The following is a 16,186-nucleotide window of genomic DNA, read 5'->3' as shown; positions in this document are numbered from 1 at the left end:
CGCGCAAGGCTCTGGCGCGCTTGTTTCAGCGGCGCAGGCAAGGTGATATGCGGCCCATGCCTGTCGTGCAGGTGCATAACAAGAAGGAGGCGCAATGAACGCCGTGACTGATCTCCATTCCTTTCCGTGGGACGGTTTTTTCCTCGTCCACGCCGATGGTCTGCAAAGGCCTGACTCAATTTTTGCAGCCGCCCGAATGTCCCGGGGCGGACACACGCAATCCCGGCAACCGACACGCTGATCCAGCGGAGTCTGGCAGCAGGGGGTTAGCGGTGTACAATGCGCCGCGTTTTAACTGTGACCCTCTGCGTAATCGCGCAAATCTCAAGGCTACCCGCCTTGTTCACTCCGTCGCGCCACAAGCGTGCCGGGTTCGATTTCGTCACAGATAAAAACAAGCAGGTGACGCATGACCGTTGTAAACAAGCTGAACTCCTGGTGCCTGCGCTGGGGTTTGATCGGGGCTGCCTGAAATCGCAACCTTGCAGCAACGTCTACTGCACACCATCAAACCTTGCGTGAGACCTTTTTCATGAGTGGACAACCCTCGCAGTCAGGCGAGCTGAAACGCGGCCTGAAAAATCGCCACATTCAACTGATCGCCCTCGGTGGCGCGATCGGTACCGGATTGTTCCTCGGCTCGGCCGGGGTGCTGAAATCCGCTGGCCCGTCGATGATCCTCGGCTACGCCATCTGCGGCTTCATCGCCTTCATGATCATGCGCCAGTTGGGCGAGATGATCGTTGAAGAGCCGGTGGCCGGTTCCTTCAGCCATTTTGCGCACAAATACTGGGGCGGTTTCGCCGGCTTCCTGTCGGGCTGGAACTGCTGGATTCTGTACATTCTGGTGGGCATGTCCGAGCTGACTGCGGTCGGCAAATACATTCACTACTGGGCGCCGGACATCCCGACCTGGGTTTCGGCGGCGGCATTCTTCGTGCTGATCAATGCGATCAACCTGGCCAACGTCAAGGTCTTTGGTGAGGCGGAGTTCTGGTTCGCGATCATCAAGGTCGTGGCGATTGTCGGCATGATTGCCCTGGGCAGCTACCTGCTGGTCAGCGGCCATGGCGGCCCGCAGGCCTCTGTCACTAACCTGTGGTCCCACGGCGGGTTCTTCCCCAACGGTGTCAGTGGTCTGGTGATGGCCATGGCGATCATCATGTTTTCCTTCGGCGGTCTGGAAATGCTCGGCTTTACCGCAGCCGAAGCCGACAAGCCAAAAACCGTGATCCCGAAAGCGATCAATCAGGTGATCTACCGCATCCTGATTTTCTACATCGGCGCGCTGGTGATCCTGTTGTCGCTGACGCCATGGGACAGCCTGCTGGAAACCCTCAATGCGTCGGGCGATTCGTACAGCGGCAGCCCGTTCGTGCAGGTGTTCTCGATGCTCGGCAGCAACACCGCCGCGCACATCCTCAACTTCGTCGTGCTGACCGCGGCGTTGTCGGTGTACAACAGCGGCACCTACTGCAATAGCCGCATGCTGCTGGGCATGGCCGAGCAGGGCGATGCGCCGAAGGGTCTGGCAAAGATCGACAAGCGCGGCGTGCCGGTGCGTTCGATTCTGGCGTCGGCGGCGGTGACCCTGGTCGCCGTGCTGCTCAACTACCTGATCCCGCAACATGCGCTGGAACTGCTGATGTCGCTGGTGGTTGCGACGCTGGTGATCAACTGGGCGATGATCAGTTTCTCGCACTTCAAATTCCGTCAGCACATGAACCAGACCCGGCAGACGCCGCTGTTCAAGGCGCTCTGGTACCCGTACGGCAACTTCGTCTGCCTGGCGTTCGTGGTGTTCATCCTCGGCGTGATGCTGCTGATCCCGGGGATTCAGATCTCGGTCTACGCGATTCCGGTGTGGGTGGTGTTCATGTGGGTCTGCTACCTGATCAAGAACAAGCGCAGTGCGCAAACCGCGTTGCCTGCAACCGCGAAATAACCGCGCGCGCATAAACAACAAACCCGGCCAATGTGCCGGGTTTGTTGTTTTCAGCCTTACACAACCCCTTGTAGGAGTGAGCCTGCTCGCGATAGCGGTGTGTCAGTCGACAAATATGTAACTGATAGACCGCTATCGCGAGCAGGCTCACTCCTACAGGGATCTGCGTCTGGCTTGAGAGCTGTTTCAGGTTATCCTGCACCCTCTGAATACGGACGCTTTTCCATGCTGGTGATTTCCAACAACGTGCATCTGCCCGATGCCGAGATCGAGCTGACGGCCATCCGTGCGCAAGGCGCCGGCGGGCAGAACGTCAACAAGGTGTCGAGTGCCGTGCACCTGCGCTTCGACATTCCCAACTCATCGCTGCCCGAGTTCTACAAGGAACGTTTGCTGGCGCTGCGTGACAGTCGCATCACCAGCGAGGGCGTGTTGATCATCAAGGCGCAGCAATATCGCACCCAGGAAGCCAATCGCGCCGATGCGCTGGAGCGGCTGGTCGAGTTGATCCTCAGTGCGACCAAAGTGGAAAAGAAACGCCGTCCGACCAAGCCGACCCTCGGCTCGAAGAAGCGCCGGCTCGAATCCAAGTCCAAGCGCGGCGACATCAAGGCCGGGCGCGGCAAGATCGACTTCTAGTCCTCGCGGTATTTCGCGGTGTGCTTGTACAGATAGACACTCAAGCCAAGCCCGCTCAGCGCGGCGAGCGCAGCAAACAGAAAGATCGACGCAAAGCCGAACCCTGCGGCAATCGCCCCGGCCAGCGGCCCGGTAATCCCCAGCGACAAATCGATGAACAGCGAGTAAGCGCCGACCGCCGCGCCACGGCTTGAGGCGGGCACCAGATTCACCGCCTCGACGCCCAGCGCCGGGAACACCAGCGAGAAGCCAAATCCGCTCAACGCCGCCCCCGCCAGCGCCCAGTGTGCATCCGGTGCGATCCACAGCAGCAGTAACCCGAGGGTTTCTACCGACAGGCAGGCAATCGCCACGCGGAACCCACCGAGGCGGTTGATCAAATTACCGAACAGCAGCCGCGCGCCAATGAAGCTGGCGCCGAACAGGCTCAGGCACAGCACCGCGTTGTCCCAATGCTGCGTTGCGTAATACAGGGTGATGAACGTGGCGATGGTGCCGAAACCGATCGAGCCCAGCGCCAGGCCGCAGCCATGGGGGAAGACTTTGCCCAGCACATGGATGAACGGCAGGCGCTCACCGGCAACAATCGGCGCGGCGGTTTTCGGCCACGCCAGCGCCAGGCCGAGCAGGGCCAGCAGGATGATGCTGACGCCCATGCTCCACAGCCCCAACTGGCCCACCAGCCAGACGCCGAACGGCGCACCGATCGCCAGCGCGCCGTAACTGGCGATGCCGTTCCAGGAAATCACCTTGGCCGTGTTGGCCGCACCGACGCGGCCGATGCCCCAGCCAATCGAGCCGGAACCGACCAGACTCTCGGCGCTGCCCAATACCAGGCGGCCGATCAACAGGCTGATCAGGCTGAACAGCGGCAGGCTTTGCGTCCATGCCGAGAGCAGCATGAACACACCGCTCAAGCCACACCCGGCCAGACCGATCATCACCGCACGCTTGCTGCCCTGGTTGTCAATGATCTTGCCAGCGTACGGGCGGCTGAGCAGGGTGGCGAGGTATTGCACGCTGATCACCAGCCCGGCGATCACCGCGCCAAAACCGAGGTCGCTGTGCACGTAACCGGGCAACACCGCCAGTGGAATGCCGATGTTCAGGTAGCCGATAAAGGTGAAAAGGACGATGGAAACGACTTGCAGCGTAACCGCCAGTGGGCGCTGGGGCGCGGGTATAGACGACATGAGTAACGATCCACGGGAGCAGCAGATTAGATAGGCTGCTCATGATACCGGCGTGAACCGATCAGAGGCGGGGAAAAGTAAAACTATTTGCCGGGCGGCGCGTTCAGGACTTGGCTGGGGCGACCAGTTGGGTGGTGACCAACGCGGCGAGGGCGTTTTCTTCACTGCCGAAACGTGCGAGCAGGGCAGCCTGTTTCTCCGGGGAGAGGCGGTTCCAGATGTCGATCATTTTCTCGGTCGCACCGATCAGGACGGCGGCTTGGCTTTCGGAGAATTCGTCGGTCATGGCGGGCTCGGGTTTCAGGCAGTGTGGAAAGCGCATGTTAGCGCTTTCCACACGGTCTGTACGGCGGGTCTTACGCTTCGCTGTCGGCTTTGCGGCTGTCAGCGGCTTCTTGCGGCTCGGGCTTTTCGGCGCCGGCGTGTTGCGGGGTCGTCTGCTCAGGTACGTGCAGGCTTGGGAAGGGGAGATTAGGAATCTCGTGCATGGTTGCGCTCCTCGCTAAGTCTGTTGATAGATCAGGTGCTCCGCGCTTTACAAAGCCTGCGCAGGATACAGCAGGAAAAATGACAATCAGACTTTTAATTCAAATTAATGCGACAGATGGCCGCAGGGGCGAGAGAGTGCGGTGTTTGATCGTTCCCACGCTCTGCGTGGGAATGCAGCCCGGGACGCTCTGCGTCCCTTTCAAAGCCGAACGCAGAGCGTCCGAAGAGGCGTTCCCACGCGGAGCATGGGCACGATCAGTCATTGCGGTGTTTGATCGTTCCCACGCTCCGCGTGGGAATGCAGCCCGGGACGCTCTGCGTCCCCTCTCTGTCAGCGAGGTTATTTGCAGACGTCAGCGATGGCGTCGGCGAGCAAGGCGAGGCGGGTGGCGTCGATGCCGGCGACGTTGGCCCGGCCCGAACTGACCATGTACACGCTGTGCCGCTCGCGCAGATGCTTGACTTGCTCCGGCGACAGGCCGGTGTAGGAGAACATCCCGCGCTGCACGCCAATATGCGCGAAACGCTCGCGCAAACCGTGCGGTTCCAGCGCTTCGACCAAACCGCTGCGCAGTTGCGCGATGCGCAGGCGCATGGCTTCCACTTCATCGGCCCAGCGCGCTTTCAACTCCGGATCGGCAAGGATCGTCGCGACCACCGCAGCACCATGATCCGGCGGCGTCGACCACAGATTGCGGGCGATGTTGGCCAGTTGGCTGCGGATGTCGATCAGCTTGTCCGCGCTTTTCGCGCAGACGATCAGCGCCCCGGTGCGGTCGCGGTACAGGCCGAAGTTTTTCGAGCAGGAGCTGGTGATCAGCAACTCGGGCACTTGCGTCGCGAACAACCGGGTCGACCACGCGTCCTGCTCCAGGCCATCGCCAAAGCCCTGATAGGCGAAGTCGATCAGCGGCAACAGATCGCGGCTGCGCACGATCTCAAGCACGCGCTGCCAGTCGTCATGGCTGAGGTCGAAACCAGTCGGGTTGTGGCAGCACGCATGCAGCAGCACCACATCACCCTTTGGCGCTTCCTTGAGTACGGCGAGCATCGCTTCGACGTCGAGGCGGTTGTCGCTGCCCACGTACGGGTAGTGACTGACCTTGACCCCGGCCGCAGCGAAAATGGTTTCGTGAATCGGCCAGGTCGGGTTGCTCAGCCACACGCCTTTGCCCGGCAGGCACTGGGCGATGAAGTCGGCTGCCAGGCGCAAGGCACCGGTGCCGCCCGGTGTCTGCGTGGCGCCGGCGCGCTGTTCGGCGATCAGCTTCGAGTCGGCGCCAAGCACCAGCTCATTGATGACCTTGCCGAACAGCGGATTGCCGTGGCCACCGATGTAGGTCTTGGTGTCCTGGCTGTCGACCAGCCGCGCTTCAGCCATTTTTACCGCCTCGGGAATCGGCGTCAGGCCTTGGGCGTCCTTGTAGACGCCAACGCCGAGGTCGAACTTGCGCGGATTACTGTCCTGCGCGTAAGCCTCCATCAAGCCGAGGATCGGGTCGCCGGGCACCCGGCCGATGGCGTCGAAGTGCATTACTTGCGTCCTTCTGCGGTCTTGGCCACTTCGTCAGTGCGCGCGGCCATGATGAAGTCGTTGCGGTGCAGGCCTTTGATCGAATGGCTCCACCAGGTCACGGTGACTTTGCCCCATTCGGTCAGCAGGCCCGGGTGGTGACCTTCAGCCTCGGAGATTTCGCCGACGGCGTTGGTGAATGCCAGCGCGTGCTTGAAGTTCTTGAACAGGAAGACTTTCTCCAGCTGCATGATGCCGTCGCGGACTTCGATGTTCCAGTCAGGGATCTGCTTGATCAGGATCGGCAGTTCTTCATCGCTGACTTGTGGCGCATCGGCGCGGCAGGCTTCGCAGTGGGCTTGGTTCAAAGTGGACATGGTCGGTTCCTGAAATCGAGTGTGTTTTTTATTCAAGGGTGTGCGCCCGTCGGTACCGTCACGCTAAACCAAAGTGGCGGCGACGCACAGGCGCAATTGTCAGCAAAAGTCGCGGTTCAGGCGGCTTTGGGTTTTGGCGGAAATTTTGGCGCGTGCAAGCCCAGCTGCATGCCTTGGCGCACCATGGCCATGATGTCTTCATGGGCGACGTCGAACAGGCGCTTGAGGTTGGGCAGGACGAAATACAACGGCTGCAGAATGTCGATACGGTAAGGCGTGCGCATCGCTTCGAGCGGATCGAAAGCTTGATGCTCAGGCTCGTCTGACAGGCAGTAAACGGTTTCTTTGGGCGACGACAGAATGCCGCCACCGTAGATGCGTTTGCCTTGCGGCGTATCGACCAGGCCGAATTCGATGGTCATCCAGTACAGGCGCGCCAGATACACGCGTTCTTCCTTGGTCGCTTGCAGGCCGAGCTTGCCGTAGGTGTGGGTGAATTCAGCGAAGTACGGGTTGGTCAGCAGCGGACAGTGCCCGAAGATCTCGTGAAAGATGTCCGGCTCTTGCAGGTAGTCCAGTTCTTCGCGGGTACGGATAAACGTGGCGACGGGAAACTGCTTGCTGGCGAGCAATTCAAAAAACGTCTGGAAGGGAATCAGCGCCGGCACGCGCGCGACCTGCCAGCCGGTGGTTTCGCCGAGCACCTTGTTGATCTCGCCGAGCTGCGGGATGCGGTCGTGGGGCAGACCGAGTTTTTCGATACCGTCCAGGTACTCCTGGCACGCGCGACCTTCAATCACCTTCAACTGGCGAGTGATCAGCGTGTTCCACACCGCATGTTCTTCGGCGGGGTAGTCGATAAAACCTTGCGCATCGGGCTCGCGAGCCACGTATTGCGTCTGCTTCATGCTGCTCTCCTGCTAGGGGAATTCGTTTTTGTTATGTCCAGCGATAGACAGAGGATTACCCGGGAGCGTGTGGATGTGCAGCAGGTTGAAACGCTTGTGCGTAGGAAATTTCTCTTCAATTCGTAAAATAATCGTTACGCTTTGCCGGATAAGTCGCATCTGCGGCGATTGGCGGGTTTGAAAAGGGCGTTGTCTGTCACATAATCTTGACAACAAATTGCTCGCCTCGACAGAAAGTCGTGCGCTGTTCCCCTACAGGTTTCTCTTCGTTCAACCGGGCCTCTTTTTATGCGCATCAAAGTCCACTGCCAGAACCGCATCGGCATCCTGCGCGACATTCTCAACCTGCTCGTGGCTTACGGCATCAACGTCGCGCGCGGTGAGGTCGGTGGTGAGCATGGCAATGCGATCTATCTGCACTGCCCGAACCTGATCAACATTCAGTTCCAGGCGCTGCGGCCGAAGTTTGAGGCGATTGGCGGGGTGTTCGGCGTCAAGCGGGTCGGGTTGATGCCCAGCGAGCGCCGGCATATGGAGTTGAACGCGTTGCTCGGGGCGCTGGAGTTTCCGGTGCTGTCGATCGACATGGGCGGTTCGATCGTCGCGGCCAACCGCGCGGCGGCGCAGTTGCTCGGCGTGCGCGTCGACGAGGTGCCGGGCATTCCGCTGTCGCGTTACGCCGAAGATTTCGACTTGCCGGAACTGGTGCGCGCCAACAAATCGCGAATCAACGGCATGCGCGTCAAGGTCAAGGGCGACGTCTTTCTGGCCGACATCGCGCCGCTGCAATCGGAACACGACGACAGCGAGGCCATGGCCGGTGCGGTATTGACGCTGCATCGCGCGGATCGCGTCGGTGAGCGCATCTATAACGTGCGTAAACAGGAATTGCGCGGCTTCGACAGCATCTTTCAGAGCTCGAAAGTCATGGCGGCTGTGGTCCGTGAGGCGCGGCGCATGGCGCCTCTCGATGCACCGCTATTAATAGAAGGCGAAACCGGCACCGGTAAGGAATTGCTCGCGCGCGCCTGCCACCTCGCCAGTCCGCGCGGGCAATCGCCGCTGATGGCGCTCAACTGCGCCGGGCTGCCGGAGTCGATGGCCGAGACCGAGCTGTTCGGCTACGGCCCCGGCGCTTTCGAAGGCGCGCGCGCCGAAGGCAAACTCGGCCTGCTTGAGCTGACCGCCGGCGGCACGCTGTTTCTCGACGGCGTCGGCGAAATGAGCCCGCGCTTGCAGGTCAAGCTGCTGCGCTTTTTGCAGGACGGCTGCTTCCGCCGGGTCGGCAGTGACGAGGAGGTTTATCTGGATGTGCGGGTGATCTGCGCGACGCAGGTGGACTTGTCCGAGTTGTGTGCGCGCGGCGAGTTTCGTCAGGATCTGTATCACCGCTTGAACGTGCTGTCGCTGCACATTCCGCCGCTGCGCGAATGCCTCGATGGCTTGACGCCGCTGGTCGAACATTTCCTTGATCAGGCCAGCCGGCAGATCGGTTGCGCGCTGCCGAAACTGGCGCCGGCGGCGATGGACCGGCTCAGTCATTACCACTGGCCGGGCAACGTGCGGCAGCTGGAGAACGTGCTGTTCCAGGCGGTGTCGCTGTGTGACGGCGGTAAGGTCAAGGCGGAGCATATTCGCCTGCCGGATTACGGCGTGCGTCAGCCGCTTGGCGATTTTTCCCTTGATGGAAATCTTGACGAGATCGTCGGGCGCTTCGAGAAAGCCGTGCTGGAGCGCTTGTATTCAGAACATCCGAGCAGCCGGCAGTTGGGTAAGCGGCTCGGCGTTTCGCACACGACGATTGCTAACAAACTGCGTGAGTACGAAGTCGGCAAAGAGTCGGGCAGCACGTGATCGTTCCCATGCTCCGCGTGGGAACGCCTCAATGGACGCTCTGCGTCCGCTGTCGGGACGCAGAGCGTCCCGGGCTGCATTCCCACGCAGAGCGTGGGAACGATCAGAGCCGGAAGTTGCGTTGGCTATGATGGCCTCATCGCGAGCAGGCTCACTCCTACAATGAACCGAGCTTCATCTGAACGAACGCGGTCAACTGTAGGAGTGAGCCTGCTCGCGATGAGGGTGGCCGCCGTTGCCTGATGCCAAAGGTTGCCACCCACCGGCAGGACACCGCCGGTTTTTCGTCTTCGATACATTTCAAATTTGCCCCGCAAAACCCTCAAGTCCTTTGTTTACCGGGCCTCGCACCGCCAATAAAAAGTTGGTCTGCTAATTGCTTATGGCTCAGCAGTACAGCGGTGGGCGGCAAACGTCCGGCATGCAGAGGAAAGAGTGTGGACAAGTACCTTTATGTGGCAATGACCGGCGCCAGCCAGAACGCACTGGCGCAGCGGGCGCATGCCAACAACCTGGCGAACATCTCCACCAACGGTTTTCAGCGCGACCTGGAGCAGGCGCGTTCGATGCCGGTGTTCGGTGACAGCTTTCCGGCGCGTGCGTTTGCCATGAGCGAACGGCCCGCCACCGACTTCACCCCAGGCTCGCTGGTGCAGACCGGCCGTGACCTCGACGTCGCCGTGAGCGGCAATGGCTGGATCGCCGTGCAGAACCCCAACGGCGGCGAAAGCTACGTGCGCACCGGCAGTCTCAACGTCGATGCTCTCGGCGTGCTGCGTGCCGGCAACGGTATGCCGGTAATGGGCAATGGCGGTCCGATCGCCGTACCGCCCGAGCAGCAGATCGAAGTCGGCGAAGACGGCACCATCAGCATTCGGGCGATGGGCGAGGGCCCACGGGTCATGGCTGAAGTCGACCGGATCAAACTGGTCAACCCCGACATCAAGAACATGAACAAAGGCCTCGACGGCTCGATTTACACCAAGGACGGCCAACCGGCGCCGGCCGATGCCAACGTCAAACTGGTCTCGGGTTTCCTTGAGTCGAGCAACGTCAACGCCGTGGAAGAGATGACCTCGGTGCTGGCGCTGGCCAAGCAGTTCGAGTTGCACGTCAAGATGATGAACACCGCCAAAGACGACGACCAGGCCATGGCTCGGGTCTTGCAGATCAGCTAATTATCAGAACGTCGCGCCGTAAAACAGGCGCACGAGGAGAATCGAATGCTTCCGGCTCTATGGGTTGCCAAAACCGGTCTGTCCGCCCAGGACACCAACCTGACCACCATTTCCAACAACCTGGCGAACGTTTCGACCACGGGTTTCAAACGTGATCGCGCCGAGTTCCAGGACCTGCTCTATCAGATCAAGCGTCAGCCTGGCGCCCAGTCGACCCAGGACAGCGAACTGCCGTCGGGTCTGCAAGTGGGTACTGGTGTGCGCATTGTCGGCACGCAGAAAAACTTCACCGCCGGCAGCCTGCAAACCACCGAGCAGCCGCTGGACATGGCCATCGACGGTCGCGGTTTCTTCCAGATCCTGCAGCCGGACGGCACCACTTCGTACACCCGCGACGGTACCTTCCACCTCGATTCCAATGGCCAGATCGTCAACGCCAGCGGCTTCGCGCTGGAGCCAGCGATCGTCATTCCGAACGACGCGCAGACCTTCACCGTTGGCCGCGACGGCACCGTCTCGGTGACCATTGCCGGCAACCCGGCTGCCCAGGTGATCGGCAACCTGCAAACCGCCGACTTCATCAACCCGGCCGGTCTGCAAGCGGTAGGCAACAACCTGTTCCTGGAAACCGCCGCTTCCGGCGCACCGCAAGTCGGTACTCCGGGCCTGAACGGTTTCGGTACCACGCTGCAGAACACCCTGGAAACCTCCAACGTCAGCACCGTTGAAGAGATGGTCAACATGATCACCACTCAGCGCGCCTACGAGATGAACTCCAAGGTGATTTCCACCGCCGACCAGATGCTCTCGTTCGTAACGCAGAATCTGTAATCAAGTCTATGGGGCGGCCTGAGGTCGCCAGCAACACCGTGAGGTAGGGTCATGAAGCGCTTTGTATCTGTTCTGGCATTGAGTGGGGTCGTCTCGCTCGCGGGCTGCGTCGCCCCGACGCCCAAGCCCAATGACCCGTATTACGCCCCGGTGTTGCCGCGCACACCGCTGCCGGCTGCCGCCAATAACGGCTCGATCTATCAGGCCGGTTTCGAGCAGAACCTGTACAGCGACCGCAAGGCGTTCCGGGTGGGTGACATCATCACCATCACCCTGAACGAGCGCACCCAGGCGAGCAAGAATGCCAACTCGCAGATGGACAAGAACAGCGACAACAGCATCGGTCTGACCTCGTTGTTCGGCTCCAGCCTGACCACTAACAACCCGATCGGTGGTGGCGACCTGAGCCTGAATGCCGGCTACAGCGCTGACCGTTCGACCAAGGGTGACGCCAAGTCCGGGCAAAGCAATAGCCTGACCGGTTCGATCACCGTGACCGTGGCCGATGTGTTGCCCAACGGCATCATCGCCGTGCGGGGCGAGAAGTGGCTGACCCTGAACACCGGTGACGAACTGGTGCGCATCGCCGGCATGGTCCGCGCCGATGACATCGCCACCGACAACACCGTGTCGTCGACTCGCGTTGCCGATGCACGCATCACCTACTCGGGTACCGGCGCGTTTGCCGATACGAGTCAGCCAGGCTGGTTCGACCGTTTCTTCCTCAGCCCGCTGTTCCCTTTCTAGGTGGCGACTTTGAAATTCAAACACCTGATGCTGGCTGCCGCGTTGATGTCGGCAGCCTTCGGTGCCCACGCCGAGCGGCTGAAAGACATCGCCAGCATTTCCGGCGTGCGTTCCAACCAGTTGATCGGTTACGGCCTGGTGGTCGGGCTTAACGGCACCGGTGACCAGACGACGCAAACCCCGTTCACCCTGCAGACCTTCAACAACATGCTCTCGCAGTTCGGCATCAAGGTGCCGCCGGGATCGGGCAACGTGCAGTTGAAGAACGTCGCGGCGGTGTCGGTGAGTGCCGATCTGCCGGCGTTCGCCAAGCCGGGTCAGCAAGTCGACATCACCGTTTCCTCGATCGGTAACTCCAAGAGCCTGCGTGGCGGCACCTTGCTGCTGACGCCGCTCAAGGGTATCGACGGCAACGTCTATGCGATCGCCCAGGGCAACCTGGTGGTCGGTGGTTTCGATGCCGAGGGTCGCGACGGTTCGAAGATCACCGTCAACGTTCCGTCGGCCGGTCGTATCCCTGGCGGTGCGTCGGTGGAGCGTTCGGTGCCGAGTGGTTTCAACCAGGGCAACAGCCTGACGCTGAACCTCAACCGCTCCGATTTCACCACTGCCAAGCGCATCGTCGACAAGATCAACGATATGCTTGGCCCTGGCGTCGCCCAAGCCATCGATGGCGGCTCGATCCGCGTCACTGCGCCGCTCGATCCGAGCCAGCGCGTCGACTACCTGTCGATCCTGGAAAACCTCGAAGTCGATCCGGGTCAGGCAGTGGCGAAAGTCATCATCAACTCGCGTACTGGCACCATCGTTATCGGCCAGAACGTGAAAGTCTCGCCGGCCGCCGTGACCCACGGCAGCCTCACCGTGACCATCACCGAAGACCCGATCGTCAGTCAGCCGGGCCCGTTGTCCAACGGCCAGACTGCTGTGGTCCCGCGTTCACGTGTAAATGCCGAGCAAGAGGCCAAGCCGATGTTCAAGTTCGGCCCGGGCACCACCCTCGACGAGATCGTGCGCGCGGTGAATCAGGTTGGCGCCGCACCGGGTGACCTGATGGCCATCCTCGAAGCCCTGAAGCAGGCCGGCGCGTTGCAAGCCGACCTGATCGTGATCTGAGGCCGGCCACCATGGATATGCGCAAAAGCGGTCTGGTCAGCAGCAGCGATTCGGGTTCGTACTCCGACCTCAATCGTTTGAACCAGCTCAAGGTCGGTGACAAGAACAGTGACGAAAACATGCGCAAGGTTGCGCAGGAATTCGAATCGCTGTTCCTTGGCGAAATGCTCAAGTCGATGCGCTCGGCCACCAATGCGCTCGGCCAGGACAACCCGCTGAACACGCCGGCTGCCAAGCAGTATCAGGAAATGTACGACCAGCAACTGGCGGTTTCCATGTCCCGCGAGGGCGGTGGCATTGGCCTGGCCGACGTGCTGATCCGGCAGATGTCGAAGAACAAACCGATGGCCCCGGGTGAGGCTGCCGCCGCGTCCGCCGCCAAGCAGCAGGAAGCGCTGGCCAAGGCGGCCGCCGTGCCGACACCGATTGCCGCCGGTACCGTTGCTACCAACGGCCCGTTGTCGCGACTCAATGGCGAGCGGCCGTTGTGGGCGTCGCGTTCGGTGAATGCGCCGAATACCGATATTTCCCACCGCAACGACATGCAATTGATCAATCAGCGTCGTCTGGCTTTGCCGCCGAAACTGGCTGATCGTTTGCTCGCCGGGCTGGTGCCATCCGCGCCGGCAACTGCAGCGACGGCAGCGTTGGCGAACAACGCCTTGCCACAACGTGCCGCGACCCCGGCGATCGGTGGTTCCGGCCCGCTGTACAACGGCGACTGGCTGGCCCGCGCCGAAGAGCAGAAAGCCGCCGCTGGCGGGCAGATGCAGGTCTACGGTCGCGCCATGGCGCAGATTCCGCTGGCGCCGCCGAAAAAGGCTTTCAGCTCGGCCGACGAATTCGTCAACACCATGCTGCCGATGGCCAAGGAAGCCGCCGACCGCATCGGCGTCGATCCGCGTTATCTGGTGGCCCAGGCGGCGCTGGAAACCGGCTGGGGCAAATCGGTCATGCGCGCCCAGGACGGCAGCAGCAGCCACAACCTGTTCGGCATCAAGGCGAGCAGCAACTGGAAGGGCGATTCGGCCCGGGCGATCACCAGCGAGTTCCGCAACGGTGCGATGGTCAAGGAGACGGCCGAGTTCCGTTCCTACGCCTCGTACAAGGACAGCTTCCACGATCTGGTGACGTTGCTGCAGAGCAACAATCGCTATCAAGAAGTGCTGAAGTCGGCCGATAACCCAGAACAGTTTGTACGCGAGTTGCAGAAGGCCGGTTACGCCACCGACCCGAACTACGCCAACAAGATTTCGCAAATTGCCAAGCAGATGAACAGTTTCGAAAACTACGCTGCGGCGGGTGTCTCCACCACGCCTTTATAAGGCACCAGGTAATAAGGTCTGAACCATGAGTTTGCTCAATATCGGGATGTCGGGACTGTCGGCCAGCCAGTCCTCTCTGGCTACGACAGGCAACAACATTGCCAACGTCGATACCGCCGGTTATTCGCGTCAGCAAACCGTACAGGGCACCAAGTCGTCGCAGCAGTACGGCACCGTGTTCATCGGTACCGGCACGACCCTGGCCGACGTGCGCCGGGTGTACAACTCGTACCTGGAAAGCCAGTTGCACACCGCGACGTCGCTGGACAGCGAAGCCGCGTCGTTCCTGGCCCAGGCCACGCCATTGGACGCGATGCTCTCGGACACCAACACCGGCCTGACCGGCGTGCTGCAGAAGTTCTTCACTTCGCTGCAGGGCGTGTCGACCTCGGCCACCGATGACACCTCGCGCCAATCGGTGCTGACCGGTGCGCAGGCGCTGAGCAGTCGTTTCAATACCATCGCCAAGCAACTCAACGACCAGAACACCACGATCAACGGCAGCCTGGGCGACATGACCGCCCAGGTGAACAAGCTGGCGACCTCGATCGCCAACCTGAACCAGAAGATCGGCGAGATCTCCACCAGCGGCGGTGCGCCGAACGACCTGCTCGACAGCCGTAACGAAGCCGTGCGCCAACTGTCGGTGCTGACCGGCGCCCAAGTGGTTGAGCGCGGCACCAGTTTCGATATCTACGTCGGCAGCGGCCAGCCGTTGGTGATCGGCAACACCACCAACACCCTGAGCATGGTCGCCAGCAAAGACGATCCGTCGCGCATGGCCATTCAGATGGACCGCGGTTCGAGCACCATCGACATCACCTCGGTGATCAGCGGTGGCGAAATCGGTGGCTTGCTGACCTATCGCAAGGAAGTCCTTGACCCGTCGCTCAATGAGCTGGGCCGAGTGGCCCTGGTGGTCGCCGATCAGATCAACCGCCAGCAAGCTCAGGGCATCGACAAGAACGGTGATTTCGGCGCGGCGATTTTCAACAACATCAACAGTGCCGCGCTGATCAGCCAGCGCAGCATTGCCAAAGATGGCAACAGCGCCGGTTCCGGCAACCTCGATGTGACGATCAAGGACACCGGCAAGCTGACCACCAGCGATTATCAGGTCACGTTCACCAGCGCTACCGACTACACCGTCAAGCGTTCCGACGGCACCGACATGGGCGCGTTCAGCACCACGACCAACCCGCCACCCGTGATCGACGGTTTCACCCTCGCTCTGAACGGCGGTGCGTTGAGCGCCGGTGACTCGTTCAAGGTCACGCCGACCCGTAACGCGGCGGCGAGCATTCAGACAGTGCTGACCGATCCGAAGAAAATCGCCGCCGCAGGTCCTTTGACCGGCGTGGCCAGCGCCAACGGTCTGGGCACTTACACCCAGCCGACGCTCAGCGACAAGATCGACATCTACAACCCGACCGCTCAGGCCGACATGCAGGCGGCGCTGAAGAATTCGACGCCGGTCAAACTGGTATTCGGCGCGGCCAGCGGCGGTAGCCAGTCGTACACTCTGGTGGATGCCAAGGGCGGTACTCTGGGCACCGGCACCATCGTGCCTGGCCAGTCGAACACCCTGAATCTGAAAGTCGGCATCGTCGATGCCAGCGGCAACCCGGTGATGGATACGACCGTCACGCCGAACGTGCAGAAAACCTTCACCGTGCAGACCACCGTGGGCGGCACGCCGAAATCCGGCGAGACCTTCACCATGAACCTGACCGGTGCGGCGTCTTCGGACAACCGTAACGCGCAAGCGCTGGTCGGTCTGCAAACAGCACAAAGCGTCGACACCGGCTCGGCGAGCAAGGGCATCAGCCTGACTGACGCCTACAACAAATTGGTGACCAACGTCGGTACCAAGACCGCCCAGGGCAAGTCCGACAGCGCTGCGACCAGCGCGATTCTGGATAACGCCAAGGGCGCTCGCGATTCGTTGTCCGGGGTCAACCTGGATGAAGAAACCGGCAACCTGGTCAAATACCAGCAGTACTACACAGCGTCTTCGCAGATCATCAAAGCTGCGCAGGAAACTTTCGCCACGCTGATCAACAGCCTTTAA

The 16,186-nt window shown here is 61.1% G+C and carries 15 protein-coding genes; 9 read left to right on the top strand and 6 right to left on the bottom strand.

The features are described from left to right. The first annotated feature begins 532 nt into the window (after positions 1–532). Positions 533–1,945 carry an amino acid permease gene (locus M0746_RS17990; RefSeq protein ID WP_208938271.1) on the top strand — a complete coding sequence of 471 codons (1,413 nt, stop codon included), beginning with the start codon at positions 533–535 and terminating at the stop codon, positions 1,943–1,945. Positions 1,946–2,170: 225 nt separating this feature from the next. After that, a complete protein-coding gene (arfB, locus tag M0746_RS17985; RefSeq protein WP_208938270.1) occupies positions 2,171–2,584 on the top strand; it encodes an alternative ribosome rescue aminoacyl-tRNA hydrolase ArfB in 414 nt (137 codons plus the stop codon). Here the strand turns inward: arfB and M0746_RS17980 are convergent. The 6 genes from M0746_RS17980 to phhA all read right to left on the bottom strand — a co-directional run bounded on the left by M0746_RS17980 (position 2,581) and on the right by phhA (position 7,064). Next, positions 2,581–3,768: an MFS transporter gene (locus M0746_RS17980; protein ID WP_258451501.1), complete on the bottom strand. Its 1,188-nt coding sequence runs from the start codon at positions 3,766–3,768 to the stop codon at positions 2,581–2,583. The two genes, arfB and M0746_RS17980, sit on opposite strands and share 4 nt — an antisense overlap. 112 nt (positions 3,769–3,880) lie before the next feature. After that, positions 3,881–4,063 carry a hypothetical protein gene (locus M0746_RS17975; RefSeq protein WP_038364048.1) on the bottom strand — a complete coding sequence of 61 codons (183 nt, stop codon included), beginning with the start codon at positions 4,061–4,063 and terminating at the stop codon, positions 3,881–3,883. 70 nt (positions 4,064–4,133) lie between these two features. After that, entirely contained in the window at positions 4,134–4,265 is a 132-nt protein-coding gene (locus tag M0746_RS17970; RefSeq protein ID WP_258450101.1) for a hypothetical protein, read from the bottom strand. Positions 4,266–4,606: 341 nt separating this feature from the next. Beyond that, positions 4,607–5,800: an amino acid aminotransferase gene (locus M0746_RS17965; RefSeq protein ID WP_258450100.1), complete on the bottom strand. Its 1,194-nt coding sequence runs from the start codon at positions 5,798–5,800 to the stop codon at positions 4,607–4,609. Continuing rightward, complete coding sequence (locus tag M0746_RS17960; protein WP_016771115.1) at positions 5,800–6,156, bottom strand: 4a-hydroxytetrahydrobiopterin dehydratase; 357 nt, start codon at positions 6,154–6,156, stop codon at positions 5,800–5,802. The genes M0746_RS17965 and M0746_RS17960 overlap by 1 nt, the downstream gene beginning before the upstream one ends. Positions 6,157–6,272: 116 nt before the next feature. Next, a complete protein-coding gene (phhA, locus tag M0746_RS17955) occupies positions 6,273–7,064 on the bottom strand; it encodes a phenylalanine 4-monooxygenase (RefSeq protein WP_208938267.1) in 792 nt (263 codons plus the stop codon). A 288-nt stretch (positions 7,065–7,352) separates the two neighbouring features. On the opposite strand from phhA, the gene M0746_RS17950 reads away from it, so the two are divergent. The 7 genes from M0746_RS17950 to flgK all read left to right on the top strand — a co-directional run bounded on the left by M0746_RS17950 (position 7,353) and on the right by flgK (position 16,186). Then, complete coding sequence (locus tag M0746_RS17950) at positions 7,353–8,918, top strand: sigma-54-dependent transcriptional regulator (protein ID WP_208938266.1); 1,566 nt, start codon at positions 7,353–7,355, stop codon at positions 8,916–8,918. A 437-nt stretch (positions 8,919–9,355) separates the two neighbouring features. Next, positions 9,356–10,096: a flagellar basal body rod protein FlgF gene (locus M0746_RS17945; RefSeq protein ID WP_203421190.1), complete on the top strand. Its 741-nt coding sequence runs from the start codon at positions 9,356–9,358 to the stop codon at positions 10,094–10,096. A gap of 45 nt (positions 10,097–10,141) precedes the next feature. Next, on the top strand, positions 10,142–10,927 hold the full coding sequence (flgG, locus tag M0746_RS17940; protein ID WP_090282324.1) for a flagellar basal-body rod protein FlgG: 786 nt from the start codon (positions 10,142–10,144) through the stop codon (positions 10,925–10,927). 51 nt (positions 10,928–10,978) lie between these two features. After that, on the top strand, positions 10,979–11,674 hold the full coding sequence (gene flgH, locus M0746_RS17935; protein WP_016771110.1) for a flagellar basal body L-ring protein FlgH: 696 nt from the start codon (positions 10,979–10,981) through the stop codon (positions 11,672–11,674). A gap of 27 nt (positions 11,675–11,701) precedes the next feature. Next, a complete protein-coding gene (locus M0746_RS17930; RefSeq protein ID WP_011333019.1) occupies positions 11,702–12,790 on the top strand; it encodes a flagellar basal body P-ring protein FlgI in 1,089 nt (362 codons plus the stop codon). 11 nt (positions 12,791–12,801) lie between these two features. After that, the gene (gene flgJ, locus M0746_RS17925; protein ID WP_258450099.1) at positions 12,802–14,115 is read left to right on the top strand and encodes a flagellar assembly peptidoglycan hydrolase FlgJ; all 1,314 of its coding nucleotides are present in this window, start codon (positions 12,802–12,804) and stop codon (positions 14,113–14,115) included. A 25-nt stretch (positions 14,116–14,140) separates the two neighbouring features. After that, the gene (gene flgK, locus M0746_RS17920; protein ID WP_208938263.1) at positions 14,141–16,186 is read left to right on the top strand and encodes a flagellar hook-associated protein FlgK; all 2,046 of its coding nucleotides are present in this window, start codon (positions 14,141–14,143) and stop codon (positions 16,184–16,186) included.

The organism is Pseudomonas sp. S11P7 (genome assembly GCF_023195435.1).
Classification (GTDB): Bacteria; Pseudomonadota; Gammaproteobacteria; order Pseudomonadales; family Pseudomonadaceae; genus Aquipseudomonas; species Aquipseudomonas fluorescens_G.
This window is presented reverse-complemented; position numbering and strand designations above follow the sequence as displayed.